Raw genomic sequence first — 16,532 nt, 5'->3', positions numbered from 1 at the left:
TTTTTCAAAAGGAATGATAATATGGCAAAAATACTTATAGTAGATGATGATCCACATATTAGAGAATTAATTCGTGTTATTTTAACAAAGGAAGGCTTGTCTATTGTAGAAGCAGAAGATGGAGAAATGGGATTGTCTTTACTCGAACAGGATAAAGTAGATTTAATTATACTTGATATTATGATGCCGAATATGGATGGATGGACATTTTGTCGGGAAGTGCGGACTTATTATACGAATACATTGCCAATCTTAATGTTGACAGCAAAAGGGGAAACCACGCAAAAAGTGAAAGGTTTTGACCTTGGAGCAGACGATTATCTAGTAAAGCCCTTTGCTCCAGCTGAGTTAGTTGCAAGAGTAAAAGTTTTACTTAAACGCTATCAAATCTCCCTTTCGAATCGATTGGAAATGGGAAATGTCATTATCGATCGTGACTCTTATAAAGTGTCAATTGGGAAGGAGGAGATTACCCTGCCATTAAAGGAATTCGAATTATTATTTAAACTTGCAACCCATCAAAAGAAAACTTTTTCAAGGGAGCAATTAATTGAAGATATTTGGGGCTTTGATTATGAGGGAGATGAACGAACAGTTGATGTTCATATAAATCGATTGCGCCAGCGGTTCTCCGAAGAGGAATGTCCCTTTAAGATAACAACGATTCGTGGTCTTGGTTATCGTTTGGAGGTAAGACAGTGAAGAGAAAGATAGTAAGATTCATAAAACGAACAGCGGGTTTCCTTGCAATCATTCTGTTTTTACTTTTATGCTGGTCACTAGCCTATGGGCTAACAGCATGGTTATATGATGCAATCCAAATAACGCCCCGAGAATTCATCAGGCAATTAATAAATTCTTTAGTGGGATTTTTCCTTTTTGGTTGCTTAATATCAATTATGACAAAAATCCCATGGGTAAGATCAAAACAAGCGGAACACTTGCATCCAATCATTCAAGCAATAAAGATGATAGCTGAAGGAAATTTTAATATTGATCTTTCATATTATAAAAATCAGTTTCGGGAAAACGATGATCACCCGTATTATCAAATCGTAACGAATATTAGACATATGGCAGAAAAATTAGGAGAAATGGAAGAATTACGACAGGAATTTATTTCTAATGTATCGCATGAAATTCAGTCCCCTTTAACTTCTATTAGTGGTTTTGCCAATACCTTGAAAAATGATGATTTAAGTCCCGCAGAACGCAAACACTATTTAAACATTATTGAAATGGAAAGCATCCGTTTGTCTAAATTAAGTGAAAATCTATTAAAGCTTACCTCTTTAGAATCGGAACATTTGCCTTTGGATCAAAAAGAATACCGTTTAGATCATCAACTCCGTCGGATTATTCTTGCCAATGAGCCACAATGGATAGAAAAAGAAATTAACATGGATATCGTTCTTCCGAATGTAACAATTACTGCAGATGAGGAAATGCTTGATCAAGTATGGATTAATTTACTTCATAATAGTATAAAATTCACGAAAGAAGGAGGTGCTATAACAGTTGAGGCATTTAAATCGGAGAATGGGAGTATTACTGTTAAGATAAGAGATACAGGAATCGGAATGGACCAAGATTCACTTATGCATATATTTGAGCGTTTTTATAAAGCAGATAAATCAAGAAATCGAAATATTGGGGGAAATGGTCTCGGACTTTCTATTGTCAAAAAAATCATAGATTTACATGAAGGAGAAATCGAAGTCCAAAGTGAGATAGGAAAAGGAACAGATATAACGGTGAAAATCGGGACGCAGGGGGAAGGTTCTAAATCGCTGAAAAAGTATAGTTTATCGAAATTCAATTAGGCGTTTGAATTGGGTGAATTTATTGGTTGGAAGAGGCGGCACGTCCCATGGAAAGCAAGATTCGCCACGGTAAACGAATGTGCAAAACGCTAACTCTAGCAGCCGACGATTATCCATAATCATTAAGTAGTAATTTTTCAGTTGCCTAAGGAAGGTTCTAATAAGGTCGATTAACTCGATCTCAATAACTGACACTCTGTTCCCACATCCAAATAAGGAGCGATTAAGATGGTAAATAAAGTTTTCTTAAATGATTTTGCATTAACTGTTTCGAATTATCAAGAGAAAAAGGTTAAAAGTAACAAGTCAGAGAAGCTGTTAACAGTAGTAAGCTTTGAATTTAAAGTCAGAGGTGGGGAAGAATACCACGTAGTTACGAAGTTTTTATACGAAAATATATTTGATGTAAGTATTCCTGAGGAGCAATTGAATTTTAGAGGGAAAATAAATCAGTATTCCACTTCATATACCAATTTCTCCGATGAAAACAGCATTAGTGATTTCTTTTTGGAATTAATGGAAGTGGAATAAATTCGGAAGGTTTTGGCAAAACAGATCACCGTTATCGGATTTAGAGATCTGTTTTTTTGCTTATATATTCACGGAAAGGGAGGTTATCTAAATGAAAGTAAGTATTTTAGATCAAGCACCTGTTTTATCTGGGAAAACCCCTCAAGATGCACTTAAAGAATCGATGAAGCTTGCTCAATTTGGAGAAAAACTAGGGTACACAAGATATTGGATTGCAGAACACCATGATTTTCCCGGTCTTGCTAGTTCTGCTCCAGAAGTAATGCTTGGGTATATTGGGGCCAATACAGAAAAGATAAGAATTGGAGCTGGAGCCATATTATTACCACACTATAAACCTTATAAAGTAGCGGAAACATTTAATATGCTGGCGACATTATTTCCAAATCGGATTGATCTAGGAATAGGGAGAGCACCTGGTGGATCTGCCGAAGCTTCGATTGCTCTTTCTGGGAACTTTTTAGAAAATGTTCGGAATATGCCTAACTCCATTAAAGACCTTCTACATTTTTTATATAATAATTATCCATCTGATCAGTTGTTTTCCAAAATAACAGCACATCCTTTTCCAGATGTCGCTCCTGTTCCGTGGATTCTTGGAACGAGTGAAAAAAGTGCTATTCAAGCAGCGGAAAATGGAACAGCCTATGCTTTTGGACATTTTATGAGCGATAAAGATGGAATCGAGACCGTGAATACATATAGAAGCTCCTTTAGAAAAAACGAGGACATCCAAGAACCTCAAGTGATTGTAACGATATCGGCTATTTGCGCGGAAACAACAGAACAGGCTGAAGAACTGGCTTTAAGCTGGTTCCTATCGAAAATCCAAACCGATAAAGGCGAAAAAAATAACGGAATTCCCACAATAGTAGAAGTGAGAAATTATTCTTTTACAAGCGAGGAAGAAAAACGAATAAAAGAAATGCGCCAAAAGATGATTATTGGAAATCCAAAAGAGGTCAAAAAGGAATTGGTTGAGCTGCAATCAGCGTACGATGCAGACGAAATGATGATTGTTACCATTACCAATAGCTATGAAAGTAGAAAGAAGTCTTATGAGCTTATTGCAAAGGAAATATGGTAATGTCTTTTTAAAACGCAAGGAAAGAAGGTCATTCAAATGAAGTTGAGTGTACTTGATCAATCTGTTATTAGTAAGAATTTACATGCAGGGCTTGCTCTTCAAAATACAATTAAATTGGCAAAACGAACAGAGGAGCTTGGCTACACTCGTTTTTGGGTTGCTGAACATCATAACTCCAATGGAATTGCTGGGACTGCCCCAGAGATACTTATCTCGACTATTGCCGCTCAAACAAATAAGATACGTGTAGGCTCTGGTGGCGTTTTGCTTCCACAATATAGTCCTTTTAAAATTGCGGAAGACTTTAAAGTGCTAGAAGCATTGTATCCGAACCGAATGGATTTAGGAATTGGGCGTTCACCAGGAGGATCTACGCCTACCCGGCTAGCCTTAACAGATGGAATTAGAAAAAGCTTAAATGAATTCCCTCGCCAGGTGACGGCGCTTCAAGAATATCTAGCCAATACGCCGTCTAATCAAGAGGTCCAAGCCTATCCTTCCATTGAAACACATCCAGAAATATGGATGCTTGGTGTTTCGCAGCGAGGAGCTAGATTAGCCGCAGAAAAGGGAACTGCTTTTACGTATGGACACTTTATAAATCCAATTAGCGGAAGCATTGCGATGAAACATTATCGGGAGAATTTTCAGCCGTCTAGCTTTCTTGCAAATCCACAAGCAAATGTATGTGTATTTGTTGTTTGTGCACCTACACAAGCAGAAGCAGAAGAAATGGCATTAAGCCAAGATCTATGGCTGTTAGCAATCGAAAAGGGTCAAGACACTTTTATTCTTTCAAAAGAAGAGGCAAAAGGGATGGAGCTATCAGAAGAAGACAAGGCGATTATAAGAAAAAATCGAAAACGAGCAATAATTGGTACGCCAGAAAAGGTAAAAGACGAGATTTTGCGTTTAAGTGAAGTCTATCAAACAGAGGAATTTATGATTATCACAAATATTTATGACTTTGAGGAAAAAATGCAATCCTATACTCTGCTAGCAGAAGTAGTTCTTTGAAATTTAAATGTAACACTTGATAAAATTAGCTATAATAATGAAAAAAGGGGGTGCTTACAGTTGGAGAATCACATACGATTGTCTGATACTACTTCCACTCATGCAAAGCCTATTATTAGAAAGGCGATACTTTGCATGGGGCAAAACAAGTAATTTTTATCGCTAACTAATATTTTGGCTTTGCACCTTATTTTAGACAAAAAAATAAAAATAAGGGAGCGGGCAAAATTGAAGTATACAAATGCAACTCATGTTTTACCTGAAAAGCTTATTGTGGAAATTCAAAAATATGTCCAAGGTGAGACCTTGTATATTCCAAAACAAGAAAATGCGTATAAGAAGTGGGGAACTTCAAGTGGTGGAAGAAATATGCTGGATCGCAGAAACAACGCGATAAAAGCAGCTTTTGCGAATGAAAGCACCCTTCAGGCATTGGCGAAGGAATATCATCTCTCCACGGAAACGATTAAGAAAATCGTGTATTCACATAAAAAATAAAGATTAGCACTGGTGAGTTTTCATCAGTGTTTTTTATGTAAAAATTGTTTCTCAGTCATCTTTTCCATTTTAGAAAGGGAATGACTTTACTAAAATAGAAAAAGAGGACGCAACCAATAATAGGAGAGAATGAAATGACCGAACAATTTATAAAAAATGAACAGCTGAATTTTATAAAAAAACAAATCGCAATCATTAAGGACAGTATCAATAAAAGCTTACCAAAAACAGTGTTAGCTGCAGTAATAGACTTAGCTCATGCAAAAGTTTTAGATCTTTTTCCTCAAGCATCAAGTGAACAACAAGAGTTATTGGATATTTCCAAATGGAAAACAAAGGATGAATACGAACAATATATCGAGCGACTTACTGCATATGTATTGCCATTGCCGAAACTGACGGAACAACAGCTAAAAAAATTATTTCCCAAGCAAAAGAAATTAAGATTACCTGATTTAACAATGTTAGACCATCATAAATTAACCTATTTAAGCTGGACGGATGGAAAGTCTAATAGAAAATTTATTATTTATGAATTAGAAGGAGAATTAGTTGGAATGGAAGGGAAAATGACACCAACTAATAAAAAAAATATTTGTTCTTTTTGTAATAGCTTTGGAGAAGTTGCCTATTTTTCTACGATAACCAAAGACAAGAAACTTAAAAATGCAGATTATTACAAAGCTATCGGAAATCTTATTTGTACAGATAGCAATGAATGCAATATGAATATAGACAATACCGCATATTTACAAGAATTTTTTCAGACCGCAGAAGGACGGTTTTACTGAGAAACTCCTCAGTAAAACCGTCCTTTTGCTTCCGTTTTGATTACCTGTGCTAAGGTTATCAATCCCTTTTCTAATTCACCCAATGTAGCATAAGAGTAAGAAAATCGCAGATGCTGGTCATCTGTTTTATCGTAAACGATTCCTGGATTGATAAGAATTCCTTCTCGGAGGGCTAAATCAAATAGCTTCCGTGAAGAGATGCTTGGCTTTAATTTTAGCCATATATAAAACCCACCTTTAGGAGAGCTCCACGTTGCGATATCTGAAAAATATTTCTTCAATAGTCATTGTAAAATCTCTTCTATACCTGAGCTCAGCTTTTACGTCCTTTAAAAAATCCTCATACAACCCACTTTGCAGCCAGTTTTCTACCGCAAATTGAGATAAGGTGCTGGAACCATAATCTGTCTGCATTTTTATATCGGCTAAATGTTCAATGACTGGCTCTGGTCCTACAATCCAACCAATTCGCAGTCCTGGGCTTAAGGATTTGGACATACTGCCGATGTAAAGAACATTTCCTTGTGTATCGATAGCTTTTAAAGGCTTAGGCGGAGGGGTGTCCAGCCATAAATCTCCGTACACATCATCCTCAATAATAGGAATAGATTTTTTTTGAGAAATTGCTATTAAATCTGCTCGTCTCTTTTCAGACATTAAAGTACCTGTTGGATTGTGAAAATTAGGTATTGTATAAAGTAATGCCGGTTTATGCTGACTTTTTATCCGTCCAATCGCATCGTATGCTAACCCTTCTTCATCAAGAGGAAGCCCTATTAAATTCATTCCCGCAGATTGGAATACATGAATGGAATTTAAATAGGAGGGGGCTTCATGAAAGATAGTAGAACCTCTTTTTAATAGACCAATAGAAAGTAATTGCAGTGCTTGAAGTCCTCCTGAAACGATTAAAATAGATTCAGAGGAAGTTACAATTCCTTTCGTCTTTAAATAGGCACTCACTGTTTGGCGTAAAGCTAAGCTTCCCTTAGGCTCTGTATATCCAAGAGAGAGATTTAATTTTTCGCTACATTGAAAGGTTTGTTCCATGCGTTCTTTAGGGAGCAATTCTGGCGAAAGCTCCCCTGTACCCAGCCTAATAATATGTGGATTTGCTTCTGCTTTATTAATTTCTTGGATAATAGAAATGTTTGGTTGATGTATGCTTGCTTTTACATAACTAATCCAATCTGGCGGAGGAGTAGAAGCAAGTAAGCTCCAAGTATTATTTATTACCTTCGTTCCGCTTCCCACCTTTGCTTCAATTAACCCATCAGCCGCTAGTTCTTCAAGGGCTGTTATAATGGTGCTTCGGTTGACTTGGAATTGCTTAGCTAAATTCCGTTGAGAAGGGAGCTTCATTCCAATTGTCCATTCCCCATGAAGTATTTTCTTTTTCATATAGGAAGTTATTTGCTGATGTAAAGAAACGGTTGAGCTTTTTCGTGGTTTCCATTCTATTTCTGCCATGAGAGTATACTCCTGTATCTATTTTCTCTTATTTTATCAAAATGGTTGGGTTGCTGACCATCCAATTGGATGGAGACAGAACGCCTTTTCTTCGCTATTCTTTAGGAAGAAGAGGAGGAATAAGGATGGAAGCATTTTTACATGGAATGATATTGGCATTTGGGTTAATACTACCTTTGGGCGTGCAAAATATATTTCTATTTAATCAAGGGGCAACACACAAAAAATTTACATATGCGTTACCGGCAATCATTACGGCTAGTATTTGTGACAGTTTACTTATCTATTTAGCTGTTGCTGGTGTCTCAGTGGTGGTATTTACCTTTGCATGGGTAAAAGCAGTATTGTTTTTCATTGGGTTCTTTTTCTTAGTATATATGGGATGGGCTATGTGGAAGAGTGCCGCGGAAGTTGGGACCAAACAAGAACAAATACGGTTTTCTCCACGTCGACAAATAACGTTTGCCGCCTCTGTTTCCTTATTAAATCCCCATGCTATTCTGGATACGATTGGGGTCATCGGTACAAGCTCCCTTGCTTATAGTGGAGAAGAAAAAATTATTTTTGCGGTTGCTTGTATGAGTGTTTCATGGATATGGTTTTGCCTTTTAGCTCTGTTAGGTCGAAAGCTTGGACAAATCGATCATCATGGAATTGTTTTAAGGCGCATGAACCAGCTATCTGCCATTATTATTTGGGGAATGGCTCTTTATTTGGGGGCAAATCTGCTAACCTCGTAGTTAATCTTGGCCGCGTGTCTCGTGTGTTTTAAACTTGGGCATCCAAAATGACATCCTACCAATATTTCGCTATAATGAAAAGGTTGTAATTACCCTTCAAATGGTAAAGGGGGTTTTTGATATGATTCAATTGCGTAATGTTAGTAAAAGTTTTGCACATTACCAGGTCATTAAGTCTATTTCTTTAGCGATACATAAAGGAGAAATCTTCGGGATAATTGGTGCGAGTGGTGCTGGTAAATCGACGTTGCTTCGTCTAATGAATTTATTAGAGGTTCCAGATACAGGAGAAATAGAAGTGGATGGTCGAAATCTGACTAGCTTGAGCTATAAAGATCTTCGTAAAGCTCGTCAATCTATTGGGATGATTTTTCAGCATTTCAATCTTGTTGCTAATAAGACGGTTTATGAAAATGTTTTAGTGTCTTTAGAGCTTGCTAATTATCCAAGGAAAGAACGAAGAAGTCGTGTTATAGAGTGTCTTCAATTTGTTGGATTGGAAAGCTTTAGGGAGAAGTATCCTGCCCAGTTAAGCGGTGGACAAAAGCAGCGTGTAGCGATTGCAAGGGCAATTGCTAATAATCCGCAAGTATTATTATGCGATGAACCAACCTCTTCCCTAGATCCCAAAACGACTGCTGAAATCTTACATGTATTAGAGGATGTAAAGAAGCGTCTAGGGGTAACGATTGTTATTGTGAGTCATGAGATGGAAGTTATTAAAAGTATATGTAATCGCGTGACAGTTATCGAGGATGGAGAAATTTATGATACAGTAGCTATCGAACCAAAAGGGATTCAGCAAATAAATAATACTTCAAAAAGATTGGTAGAACAGCTGAAAAAGGATGGTGATGCTGACCGTGCCTGAGATATTAGTTCAATATAGAATGGAAATTTGGCAATCAATCGGACAAACCTTTGTAATGGTTGGCATCTCTATTTTAGCAGCCATTATAATAGGTCTTCCAGTTGGTACCTTGCTTTTCTTATCTAGAAAGGGCAAAATGTTGGAGAATCCTTTTGTTTTTTCTACTTTGAATTTAGTAGTAAATATTATTCGTTCGTTTCCATTTTTATTATTGGTTGTCTTTCTTATTCCATTTACAAGAATAATTATTGGAACAGCCATTGGAACAGCTGCTGCAACTGTTCCATTATCCATCATAGCAATCGCTCATTATTCTCGATTAGTTGAGCAATCCTTATTGGAAGTGCCAAAGGGTGTCATAGAGGCAGCGATTTCGATGGGGGCATCTGTAAAGGAAGTAATCTTTAAATTTCTTTATGTAGAAGCTCGTTCTGGACTAGTATTAGGATTAACAACATCGATTATTAGCTTTATTTCTTATTCGACAATTATGGGAGTTGTCGGGGGCGGAGGTATTGGAGATTTTGCCATTCGCTATGGATATCAGCAATTTAAAACAGACTTAATGATTTATATGATTATTATAATGGTTATTTTAGTACAGGCTATACAATTTACTGGTACAGCAATAGCAAAAGTGATTGATAAAAGGTAAATGACAGGAGATAAAAAATGAAGAAAATATTATTTTTAATGATGATAGGTATATTTGTTTTAGCTGCTTGTGGTAAAGAGAATACGGAATCAGACAAAAAGGATGCACAAAATACAGAAAAAGAAGAAGTAACATTAAAGGTTGCTTCCTTAATTCCTCCAATGACTGAAATTCTTGAACTTGTAAAACCAACATTAGCAGAAGAAGGTATCAACCTTGATATGGTTGTATTAAGTGATAACGTTCAACCGAATACTGCTCTTGCAGCAGAAGAGGTAGATGCAAACTTTTTCCAACACGTTCCATATATGGAGGAATTCAACCGCGGTAATGATGCAGAGCTAGTGCCTGTTAAAGCGATCTATTTTGCAAACTATGGTGTGTATTCAAAAGAATATGATTCCATAGATAAAGTGCCAGAGGGTGCGGTAATTGCGATTGCAAATGATGTTTCCAATATTGACCGTTCTTTAGCATTGCTTGCACAACATGATGTGATTACATTAAAAGAGAAAACAGGTCCTTATTATACAAAAGCAGATATTGTAGAAAATCCAAAAAACTTAAAGTTTGAAGAAGTAGATTTATTAATGCTTGCTAGAATGTATGACGACGCTGATTTAGTAGTAATGACACCAGCTTATGCATCACCGCTTGGCTTAACACCAAAAAGCGATGCATTGCTAACAGAAGGAGTAGAAAATGACTTTGCGATTACATTAGTAGCTCGTAAGGATAATGCGGACTGGGAACCAATTCAAAAGCTAGCAGAAGCAATGACAAGCCCAGAGGTTCGTAAATTCTTAGAAGAAAAATATGCTGAAACAGCAATCCCTGCATTTTAAATGCAAGGCTGATGGAAGTCATATTTTATTGGTAAATAGCATATCAATGCCTTATCCCAGTTTTTTGCTAGGGTAAGGCTTCTTTTTTTGGGGCAATTCTTGTTTATTTCTGGCTTTAAAAAAGTGAATAACTATCGTATAATAAAAGATAACTATTTAAAATTTTTTGAAAATAAATTGAGCTTTAACCAGTAATGCTTGAGACAGAAATGATGTATGACAAGTTTAATTGCATTAAAAAGGGAACGCTTACATTTTTTCTGAAAATCTAAAAGTATAAGGAAGGTTAAAATGAGCAGAAAAGAAACGAAAACAGACGTTATTTTAATTGGTGCCGGGATTATGAGTGCAACGTTAGGGATGCTTTTAAAAGAATTAGACCCGGATTTACAAATTACAGTGTTTGAAAAATTAGCAAGCGCAGGAGAAGAAAGCTCCAATGAATGGAATAATGCGGGAACGGGGCATGCGGCACTATGTGAGCTAAACTACACAGTGGAAAAACCAGATGGCTCTGTAGACATTAAGAAGGCGTTAGAAATTAACGAACAGTTTCAAGTTTCCTTGCAATTTTGGTCTTATCTTGTAAACAATCAAGTACTACATAATCCAGAAGACTTTATTATGCCATTGCCTCATATGAGTTTAGTATTAGGGGAAAAGAATGTGGATTTTTTACAAAAGCGTTTTCAAGAAATGGTGAGTAATCCGTTATTTGAAGGAATGGAATTTTCAAAGGATCCGGAAAAACTGAAAGAGTGGATACCTCTTATTATGCAGAAACGTGAGCTAAAGGAGCCGATAGCAGCTACGAAGATTGATTCAGGCACAGATGTGAATTTTGGCGCTTTAACGCGACTGTTGTTTGCTGATTTAGCGAAGAAAGATGTTGAAATTAACTACAAGCATAGTGTAAATGATTTAAAACGAACAGCTGATGGCTTATGGGAAGTCAAGGTGCAAAATCTAGATAGTGGCACCATAGAAACTCATTCTACTAAATTTGTCTTCATTGGAGGCGGTGGCGGCAGTCTGCATTTACTGCAGAAATCTGGTATTCCTGAAGGGAAGCATATGGGCGGATTCCCGGTAAGTGGAATATTTTTAGTATGCAAGAATCCAGATATTGTTGCAAAGCATCATGCAAAAGTATACGGGAAAGCAAAGGTTGGGGCGCCGCCAATGTCTGTTCCTCATTTGGATACACGTTTTATTGACAATAAAAAATCTTTATTATTTGGTCCTTTTGCAGGCTTTTCGCCTAAATTCTTAAAAACAGGCTCGATGTTTGACTTAATTACATCTGTCAAACCAGATAACTTGTTCACCATGTTGGCAGCAGGTGCCAAAAATATGTCTTTAACAAGCTATTTAATGCAGCAGCTTATGTTATCCAAAGAGAAGCGCATAGAAGAGTTACGGGAATTTATTCCGAATGCTAAAGCAGAAGATTGGGATCTTGTTGTGGCTGGGCAACGTGTGCAGGTAATCAAAGATACAGAAGCTGGAGGTAAAGGAACACTTCAATTTGGTACAGAGGTTGTGACTGCTGCTGATGGATCTATAGCAGCATTACTTGGAGCTTCACCTGGAGCTTCCACTGCTGTTCATGTCATGCTCGAAGTTATTCGAAAATGCTTCCCAGAGCAAATGCCAGAGTGGGAATCAAAATTAAAAGAAATGATTCCGTCATACGGAGATTCGTTGAAGGAAAACCCTGAGCTGCTGCATGAAGTTCAGATGTTAACTACACAGGCACTTGGTTTAAGTGAGAAAAAACCAATATATAACTAATAGCTAGAATGAAAAGGGAAGAAAGTAAAATTATTAGAGAAAAAAATTTTTTTGAGCGGATTTTTTAAAATTAATAGCATTTATCTATCCCACTCTTAAACTTCAGTAAGACTCTGATCTGCAAGCTTTATGAGAATTCGAGGAAGATGGGTGGGAGATCAACTGTCCGTAAAGGTCAACTAACCATCAGTGGGGATAAAGGAAAAGCCCCATTGATGGGAGTTTCCCTTTAGTACTTCTGAAATATGATTGATCAGAAAAAATTCTCTGTTTTCTGCTTGTTGGAGCTAAATAGTATATAAAAAAAGAGGCTGGGACAAAACTAAATAGCCAACCTGTAAAGACGAACCATCCTTAATTTAACTCTTAAATAAAGGCTACTTTTTCATGCTAGTTATTTATGATTTTAGATATAGTCAGTGTAAAAACTAATTCGTTTTTAAAGATTGTTTTTCTATAAACTATTATGGAAATAGAAAAAATTAATTAATTGGAAAGACAGAGCAGTCTGAATACACGTAGACTCCCTCCTATGGGAGCTGCGAGAAAGTCCGAGACCCCGCAGGAGCTAGCGACGAGGAGGCTTGGCACTCGCCCCATGGAAAGCGAAGGTGTATTTTAGGCTGCGGATAATAACACCATCTTTACTGAAACAGCCTTTTATAAACCAATATAGACCCGAACAATCATATGGAATTATCGTATGGTTGTTCGGGTTTATTTATGGCTGGAATACTTATGTCTCAGCCTCTTTTTTTTCTTACGCGGAATAAATAACACCAACCATGTTTATGAGTTATAATAGACTTATAAATTATTTAAGTTGGTGTTTATTTATGCGTACAAAAAATCGGTTAAATCCAGTTGAATCTATTTACTATACTCCTGAGATTACACATTGCCCTAAATGTGAAGGCAAATTAACATACTGTCATCCTGTATGGCGGAAAACCATCTCTACTCTTAAAGGTGAATTTAAAGTAATCAATCTAGGTTACAGATGCGAAAATAACTCCTGTGATAATCATATCGTTTATCGCTCTGCAGAGGCTGAACAACTCAGTATGAAACATATTACATATGGAATGGATGTCATTGCTCATATTGGTCATTTACGCTTTAAAGAACATAAAACACGATTAGAAATTACCGACATACTAACGGAGAAGCAGATTAAAATCTCTGAAAGACAGGTTCAAAAACTCTATGAACGCTACGCGTTACTACTTAGGTCATCTGTCGAAGAGAACACGAAAGAAATTTTAGAGAAAGTCGTAGAAGAAAGTGACGGATTAATCCTTTCTATTGATGGCGTTCAACCTGAAAAAGGAAACGAAACACTTTATGTAATCCGTGAGGTACTAAGTGGAACTGTCCTAGCTGCACACAATCTAAAGAGTAGTGCATCTCAAGAATTGGTTGGGATTATTCAACCCATCATTAATTGGGGTTACCCAATTCAAGGGTTTATTAGTGATGGGCAACAGTCAATCCGTTTAGCGATTGAGAAAGTCGCACCAAACATTCCATATCAGTATTGTCAGTTCCATTACTTTAAGGATATTGCCAAACCATTAGTGGAAAAGGACCGAAAGTTAAAGACAAATATTAAAAAGAAGCTAAGGGGAATTCGAGATATCGAGAGAAAAATAGAAGAATCCCCTTCAGAAAGCTTAGAAGATGAAATCGCAAGTGATTATGTGGCAGCCATTCGCTCCGTATTACTGGAAGATGGTAAGCCCCCGTTTGAATTACCTGGTACTCGAGTCTATGAACGAACAAAATCAATCAAAGACTCGATTGAAAAATGCCTGGATAAAAAAGGGGACTCTTTTACTTGAAAAGCTATTCAGAATAGTCAGTAATGTTGATAACTTTAACTCAGATTATCAACTTGTGAAACGTTGGGACCTGCGTTTTAAACGGATTGCCACTATTATGGAGCCATCTGAAAATAAAACAAGTTCTTGGGTCGAAAATAGACTAAAACAGTATCTAGATCATATTAAAAAAGAGCTTAATCGGGAAGAGGATCATGCGTTTGTGGATAATCTTTTAAGATATAGTAATGGCTTTTGGAAAGGACTTTTTACTATATACGATTTCCCTCTCTTACCTAGGACGAACAATGATTTAGAACTATTCTTTAGACGTACAAAAGTAAGGCATAGGCGAATAACTGGTAGTCGAACTTGGAATCGTTATATTGTTCGTCATGGTGAAAACATTGTTTTTGTTGAAGGTGTTACAGATGAACGAGACGGTTTGAATAAGATAAGGAAAGCTGACTATTCTACCTATAAGAACGAAGCTAATAAGTGGAATAACCGGATACTTGAACACACAAAACAGAGAAGGTTTAAAAAGGACCCAAATGCATATTTACTCAATATTGAGAGCAAATGGAACGAGCACAACTAACCTATTGTGTTAGTTGTGCCGTCTAAGTTTTTTTTGAAATCTCTAAAATTGAAAGGATTTAATAAAACAAAATTTTATGTAATTTTTGTGAAATGATTGACAAACGCTTACAAAAAGAGTTAACTTAGTTTATACGACGAACAAACTAACTGATTAAAGAGTGTAATTTGTTCCTGTTAGAACTTCATCAAAGAAGAAATGCGAGGTGGATTAAACTTTGATGCAAAGTAAGAAGAACTTCTTTTGAACAGTAAACTTTATTCCTTGCATATATTGCTGAAATGGATAGCTTTGCTTTGCTATAGGACTAATTATGCTGGTGAATAAAAAAATAAAGGGCTATTTATTACCTAATGTGGAAACGGTTCCACTCCGACTAATTAAAAACTAGTAATTCATTTAAAGAAAAGAAATTTTGTGCAAATACTACAATACAAGAAACCCTTAAGATCTTTATAAGAGGATAACTAGATAGACTAATATCTTTTTGAGCTAAGAAGTATCTACAGGGAGCTTTAAAGGAGGAAAGAAGATGACAAGTGAAAATTTAAAAAAAATTAGTATGAATGAGAAATTTGGCTATGCATCAGGAGATTTTGCATGTAATTTGATTTACACAACGGTTTCAACCTACCTGTTATTCTTTTACACCGATGTTTATGGGTTATCAGCAGCAGCAGCAGGTACAATGTTTTTAGTTGTTCGTATCATTGATGCTCTTGCAGATCCTTTTATTGGAACAATTGTAGATAGAACAAATACAAAGTTTGGGCGCTTTAGACCATATCTATTATTTGGGGCTTTTCCTTTTGCGATATTAGCAATTTTATGTTTTACGACGCCTGATTTTTCAAGCATCGGAAAATTAGTATATGCCTATATTACTTATGTTGGTTTATCCCTTGTATACACAACGATAAATGTTCCATATGGTGCATTAACTTCTGCTATGACAAGAAATAATCAAGAAGTCGTTAGTATTACCTCTGTTCGGATGATTTTAGCGAACCTAGGTGGATTAGTTGTAGCCTTTTTCGTTCCTTTATTATCAACATTTCTTGGAAATACTACAGAAAATTCAGCGCTAGGCTGGCAGTTAACGATGAGTATTTTAGGAGTTATTGGAGCTTGTCTATTAATTTTCTGCTTCAAGAGCACAAAAGAGCGTGTTGTTTTACAAAAATCGGTAGAAAAAATTAAATTAACTGATATTTTTGAGCAATTTCGTATTAACCGTCCACTTGTTGTTTTAAGTATTTTCTTTATCATTATCTTTGGCGTAAACTCTATTAGTAATTCTGTTGGAATCTACTATGTAACATATAACCTTGGCAGAGAAGACTTGGTAAAGTGGTATGGATTACTTGGAAGCTTGCCTGCTTTAGCAATTCTACCATTTTTACCTAAAATTAGTAAGGCGCTTGGTAAGAAGAGACTACTAAACTATGCATTACTATTAAATATTGTTGGCCTTTTAGCTCTGCTCGTTATTCCGCCTAGTAATGTGGCCCTTGTCCTTATTTTCCGTCTAGTTGCTGCAGCAGGAAGTCTTACAGCTGGAGGATACATGTGGGCGCTAATTCCAGAAACGATTGAATATGGGGAATATAAAACAGGAAAACGAATGGGTGGCTTGATATATGCTATTATCGGATTCTTCTTTAAATTCGGTATGGCCCTTGGCGGTATTGTCCCAGGCTTAATTTTGGACAAATTCGGCTATATTGCCAATCAAGTACAGACTCCTGAGGCATTGATGGGAATTCTCATTACAACAACCGTTGTACCAATAATTTTCTTAATATTAGCAATGGTTGATATCAATTTCTATAATCTTGATGAAAAGACATATGACAAAATGATACGAGAATTAGAGAACCGCGATAAAATTTACTTAGATAATATTGAAGAATTTGAAGCAAAATAATAATTTTAAAATCTATTAACCTATTACCATTTAAAGTACTTATTTTATTGGAAGCAAGTATA

15 protein-coding genes and 1 pseudogene are annotated in these 16,532 nt (G+C 36.3%); 15 read left to right on the top strand and 1 reads right to left on the bottom strand.

Annotated features, from left to right (window positions below; genetic code table 11):
• The first annotated feature begins 21 nt into the window (after nucleotides 1-21).
• The 7 genes from AB3U99_RS23825 to AB3U99_RS23795 all read left to right on the top strand — a co-directional run bounded on the left by AB3U99_RS23825 (nucleotide 22) and on the right by AB3U99_RS23795 (nucleotide 5,747).
• Nucleotides 22-702 (top strand): response regulator transcription factor, encoded by a 681-nt coding sequence (locus tag AB3U99_RS23825; RefSeq protein ID WP_400244452.1) that lies wholly within the window; start codon nucleotides 22-24, stop codon nucleotides 700-702.
• Complete coding sequence (locus AB3U99_RS23820; protein WP_400244450.1) at nucleotides 699-1,823, top strand: sensor histidine kinase; 1,125 nt, start codon at nucleotides 699-701, stop codon at nucleotides 1,821-1,823. The genes AB3U99_RS23825 and AB3U99_RS23820 overlap by 4 nt, the downstream gene beginning before the upstream one ends.
• Before the next feature lie 228 nt (nucleotides 1,824-2,051).
• Nucleotides 2,052-2,354, top strand: a complete 303-nt coding sequence (locus AB3U99_RS23815) for a DUF3219 family protein (RefSeq protein WP_400244448.1) — start codon at nucleotides 2,052-2,054, stop codon at nucleotides 2,352-2,354.
• 91 nt (nucleotides 2,355-2,445) lie between these two features.
• A complete protein-coding gene (locus AB3U99_RS23810; RefSeq protein WP_400244446.1) occupies nucleotides 2,446-3,441 on the top strand; it encodes an LLM class flavin-dependent oxidoreductase in 996 nt (331 codons plus the stop codon).
• Between the two features lie 36 nt (nucleotides 3,442-3,477).
• Complete coding sequence (locus AB3U99_RS23805; RefSeq protein ID WP_400244444.1) at nucleotides 3,478-4,458, top strand: LLM class flavin-dependent oxidoreductase; 981 nt, start codon at nucleotides 3,478-3,480, stop codon at nucleotides 4,456-4,458.
• 228 nt (nucleotides 4,459-4,686) lie between these two features.
• Nucleotides 4,687-4,956, top strand: coding sequence for a CD3324 family protein (locus tag AB3U99_RS23800; protein WP_400244442.1), 270 nt, complete (start codon nucleotides 4,687-4,689; stop codon nucleotides 4,954-4,956).
• Nucleotides 4,957-5,090: 134 nt separating this feature from the next.
• Entirely contained in the window at nucleotides 5,091-5,747 is a 657-nt protein-coding gene (locus tag AB3U99_RS23795; protein ID WP_400244440.1) for a FusB/FusC family EF-G-binding protein, read from the top strand.
• Nucleotides 5,748-5,755: 8 nt separating this feature from the next.
• Here AB3U99_RS23795 and AB3U99_RS23790 read toward each other — a convergent pair.
• A pseudogene (locus AB3U99_RS23790) lies at nucleotides 5,756-7,217 on the bottom strand (PLP-dependent aminotransferase family protein).
• A 125-nt stretch (nucleotides 7,218-7,342) separates the two neighbouring features.
• On the opposite strand from AB3U99_RS23790, the gene AB3U99_RS23785 reads away from it, so the two are divergent.
• From AB3U99_RS23785 to AB3U99_RS23750, 8 genes are all read left to right on the top strand, one after another.
• On the top strand, nucleotides 7,343-7,957 hold the full coding sequence (locus tag AB3U99_RS23785; RefSeq protein WP_400244438.1) for a LysE/ArgO family amino acid transporter: 615 nt from the start codon (nucleotides 7,343-7,345) through the stop codon (nucleotides 7,955-7,957).
• A 121-nt stretch (nucleotides 7,958-8,078) separates the two neighbouring features.
• Nucleotides 8,079-8,828: a methionine ABC transporter ATP-binding protein gene (locus AB3U99_RS23780; RefSeq protein WP_400244436.1), complete on the top strand. Its 750-nt coding sequence runs from the start codon at nucleotides 8,079-8,081 to the stop codon at nucleotides 8,826-8,828.
• Complete coding sequence (locus AB3U99_RS23775; RefSeq protein ID WP_400244434.1) at nucleotides 8,821-9,483, top strand: methionine ABC transporter permease; 663 nt, start codon at nucleotides 8,821-8,823, stop codon at nucleotides 9,481-9,483. Before AB3U99_RS23780 ends, AB3U99_RS23775 begins: the two co-directional genes overlap by 8 nt.
• A gap of 17 nt (nucleotides 9,484-9,500) precedes the next feature.
• The gene (locus AB3U99_RS23770; protein WP_400244432.1) at nucleotides 9,501-10,328 is read left to right on the top strand and encodes a MetQ/NlpA family ABC transporter substrate-binding protein; all 828 of its coding nucleotides are present in this window, start codon (nucleotides 9,501-9,503) and stop codon (nucleotides 10,326-10,328) included.
• A 291-nt stretch (nucleotides 10,329-10,619) separates the two neighbouring features.
• The gene (locus AB3U99_RS23765) at nucleotides 10,620-12,122 is read left to right on the top strand and encodes a malate:quinone oxidoreductase (protein WP_400244430.1); all 1,503 of its coding nucleotides are present in this window, start codon (nucleotides 10,620-10,622) and stop codon (nucleotides 12,120-12,122) included.
• Nucleotides 12,123-12,958: 836 nt separating this feature from the next.
• A complete protein-coding gene (locus AB3U99_RS23760; RefSeq protein ID WP_400242607.1) occupies nucleotides 12,959-13,963 on the top strand; it encodes a transposase in 1,005 nt (334 codons plus the stop codon).
• Nucleotides 13,893-14,543 carry a hypothetical protein gene (locus tag AB3U99_RS23755; RefSeq protein ID WP_400242608.1) on the top strand — a complete coding sequence of 217 codons (651 nt, stop codon included), beginning with the start codon at nucleotides 13,893-13,895 and terminating at the stop codon, nucleotides 14,541-14,543. Before AB3U99_RS23760 ends, AB3U99_RS23755 begins: the two co-directional genes overlap by 71 nt.
• A gap of 532 nt (nucleotides 14,544-15,075) precedes the next feature.
• Entirely contained in the window at nucleotides 15,076-16,470 is a 1,395-nt protein-coding gene (locus tag AB3U99_RS23750) for an MFS transporter (RefSeq protein WP_400244428.1), read from the top strand.
• Nucleotides 16,471-16,532 lie beyond the last annotated feature (62 nt).

The sequence above is a fragment of the Niallia tiangongensis genome (genome assembly GCF_044704065.1).
Classification (GTDB): Bacteria; Bacillota; Bacilli; order Bacillales; family Cytobacillaceae; genus Niallia; species Niallia tiangongensis.
Note: the sequence above shows the minus strand (reverse complement) of the source record. Positions and strands in the feature narration are given on the sequence as shown.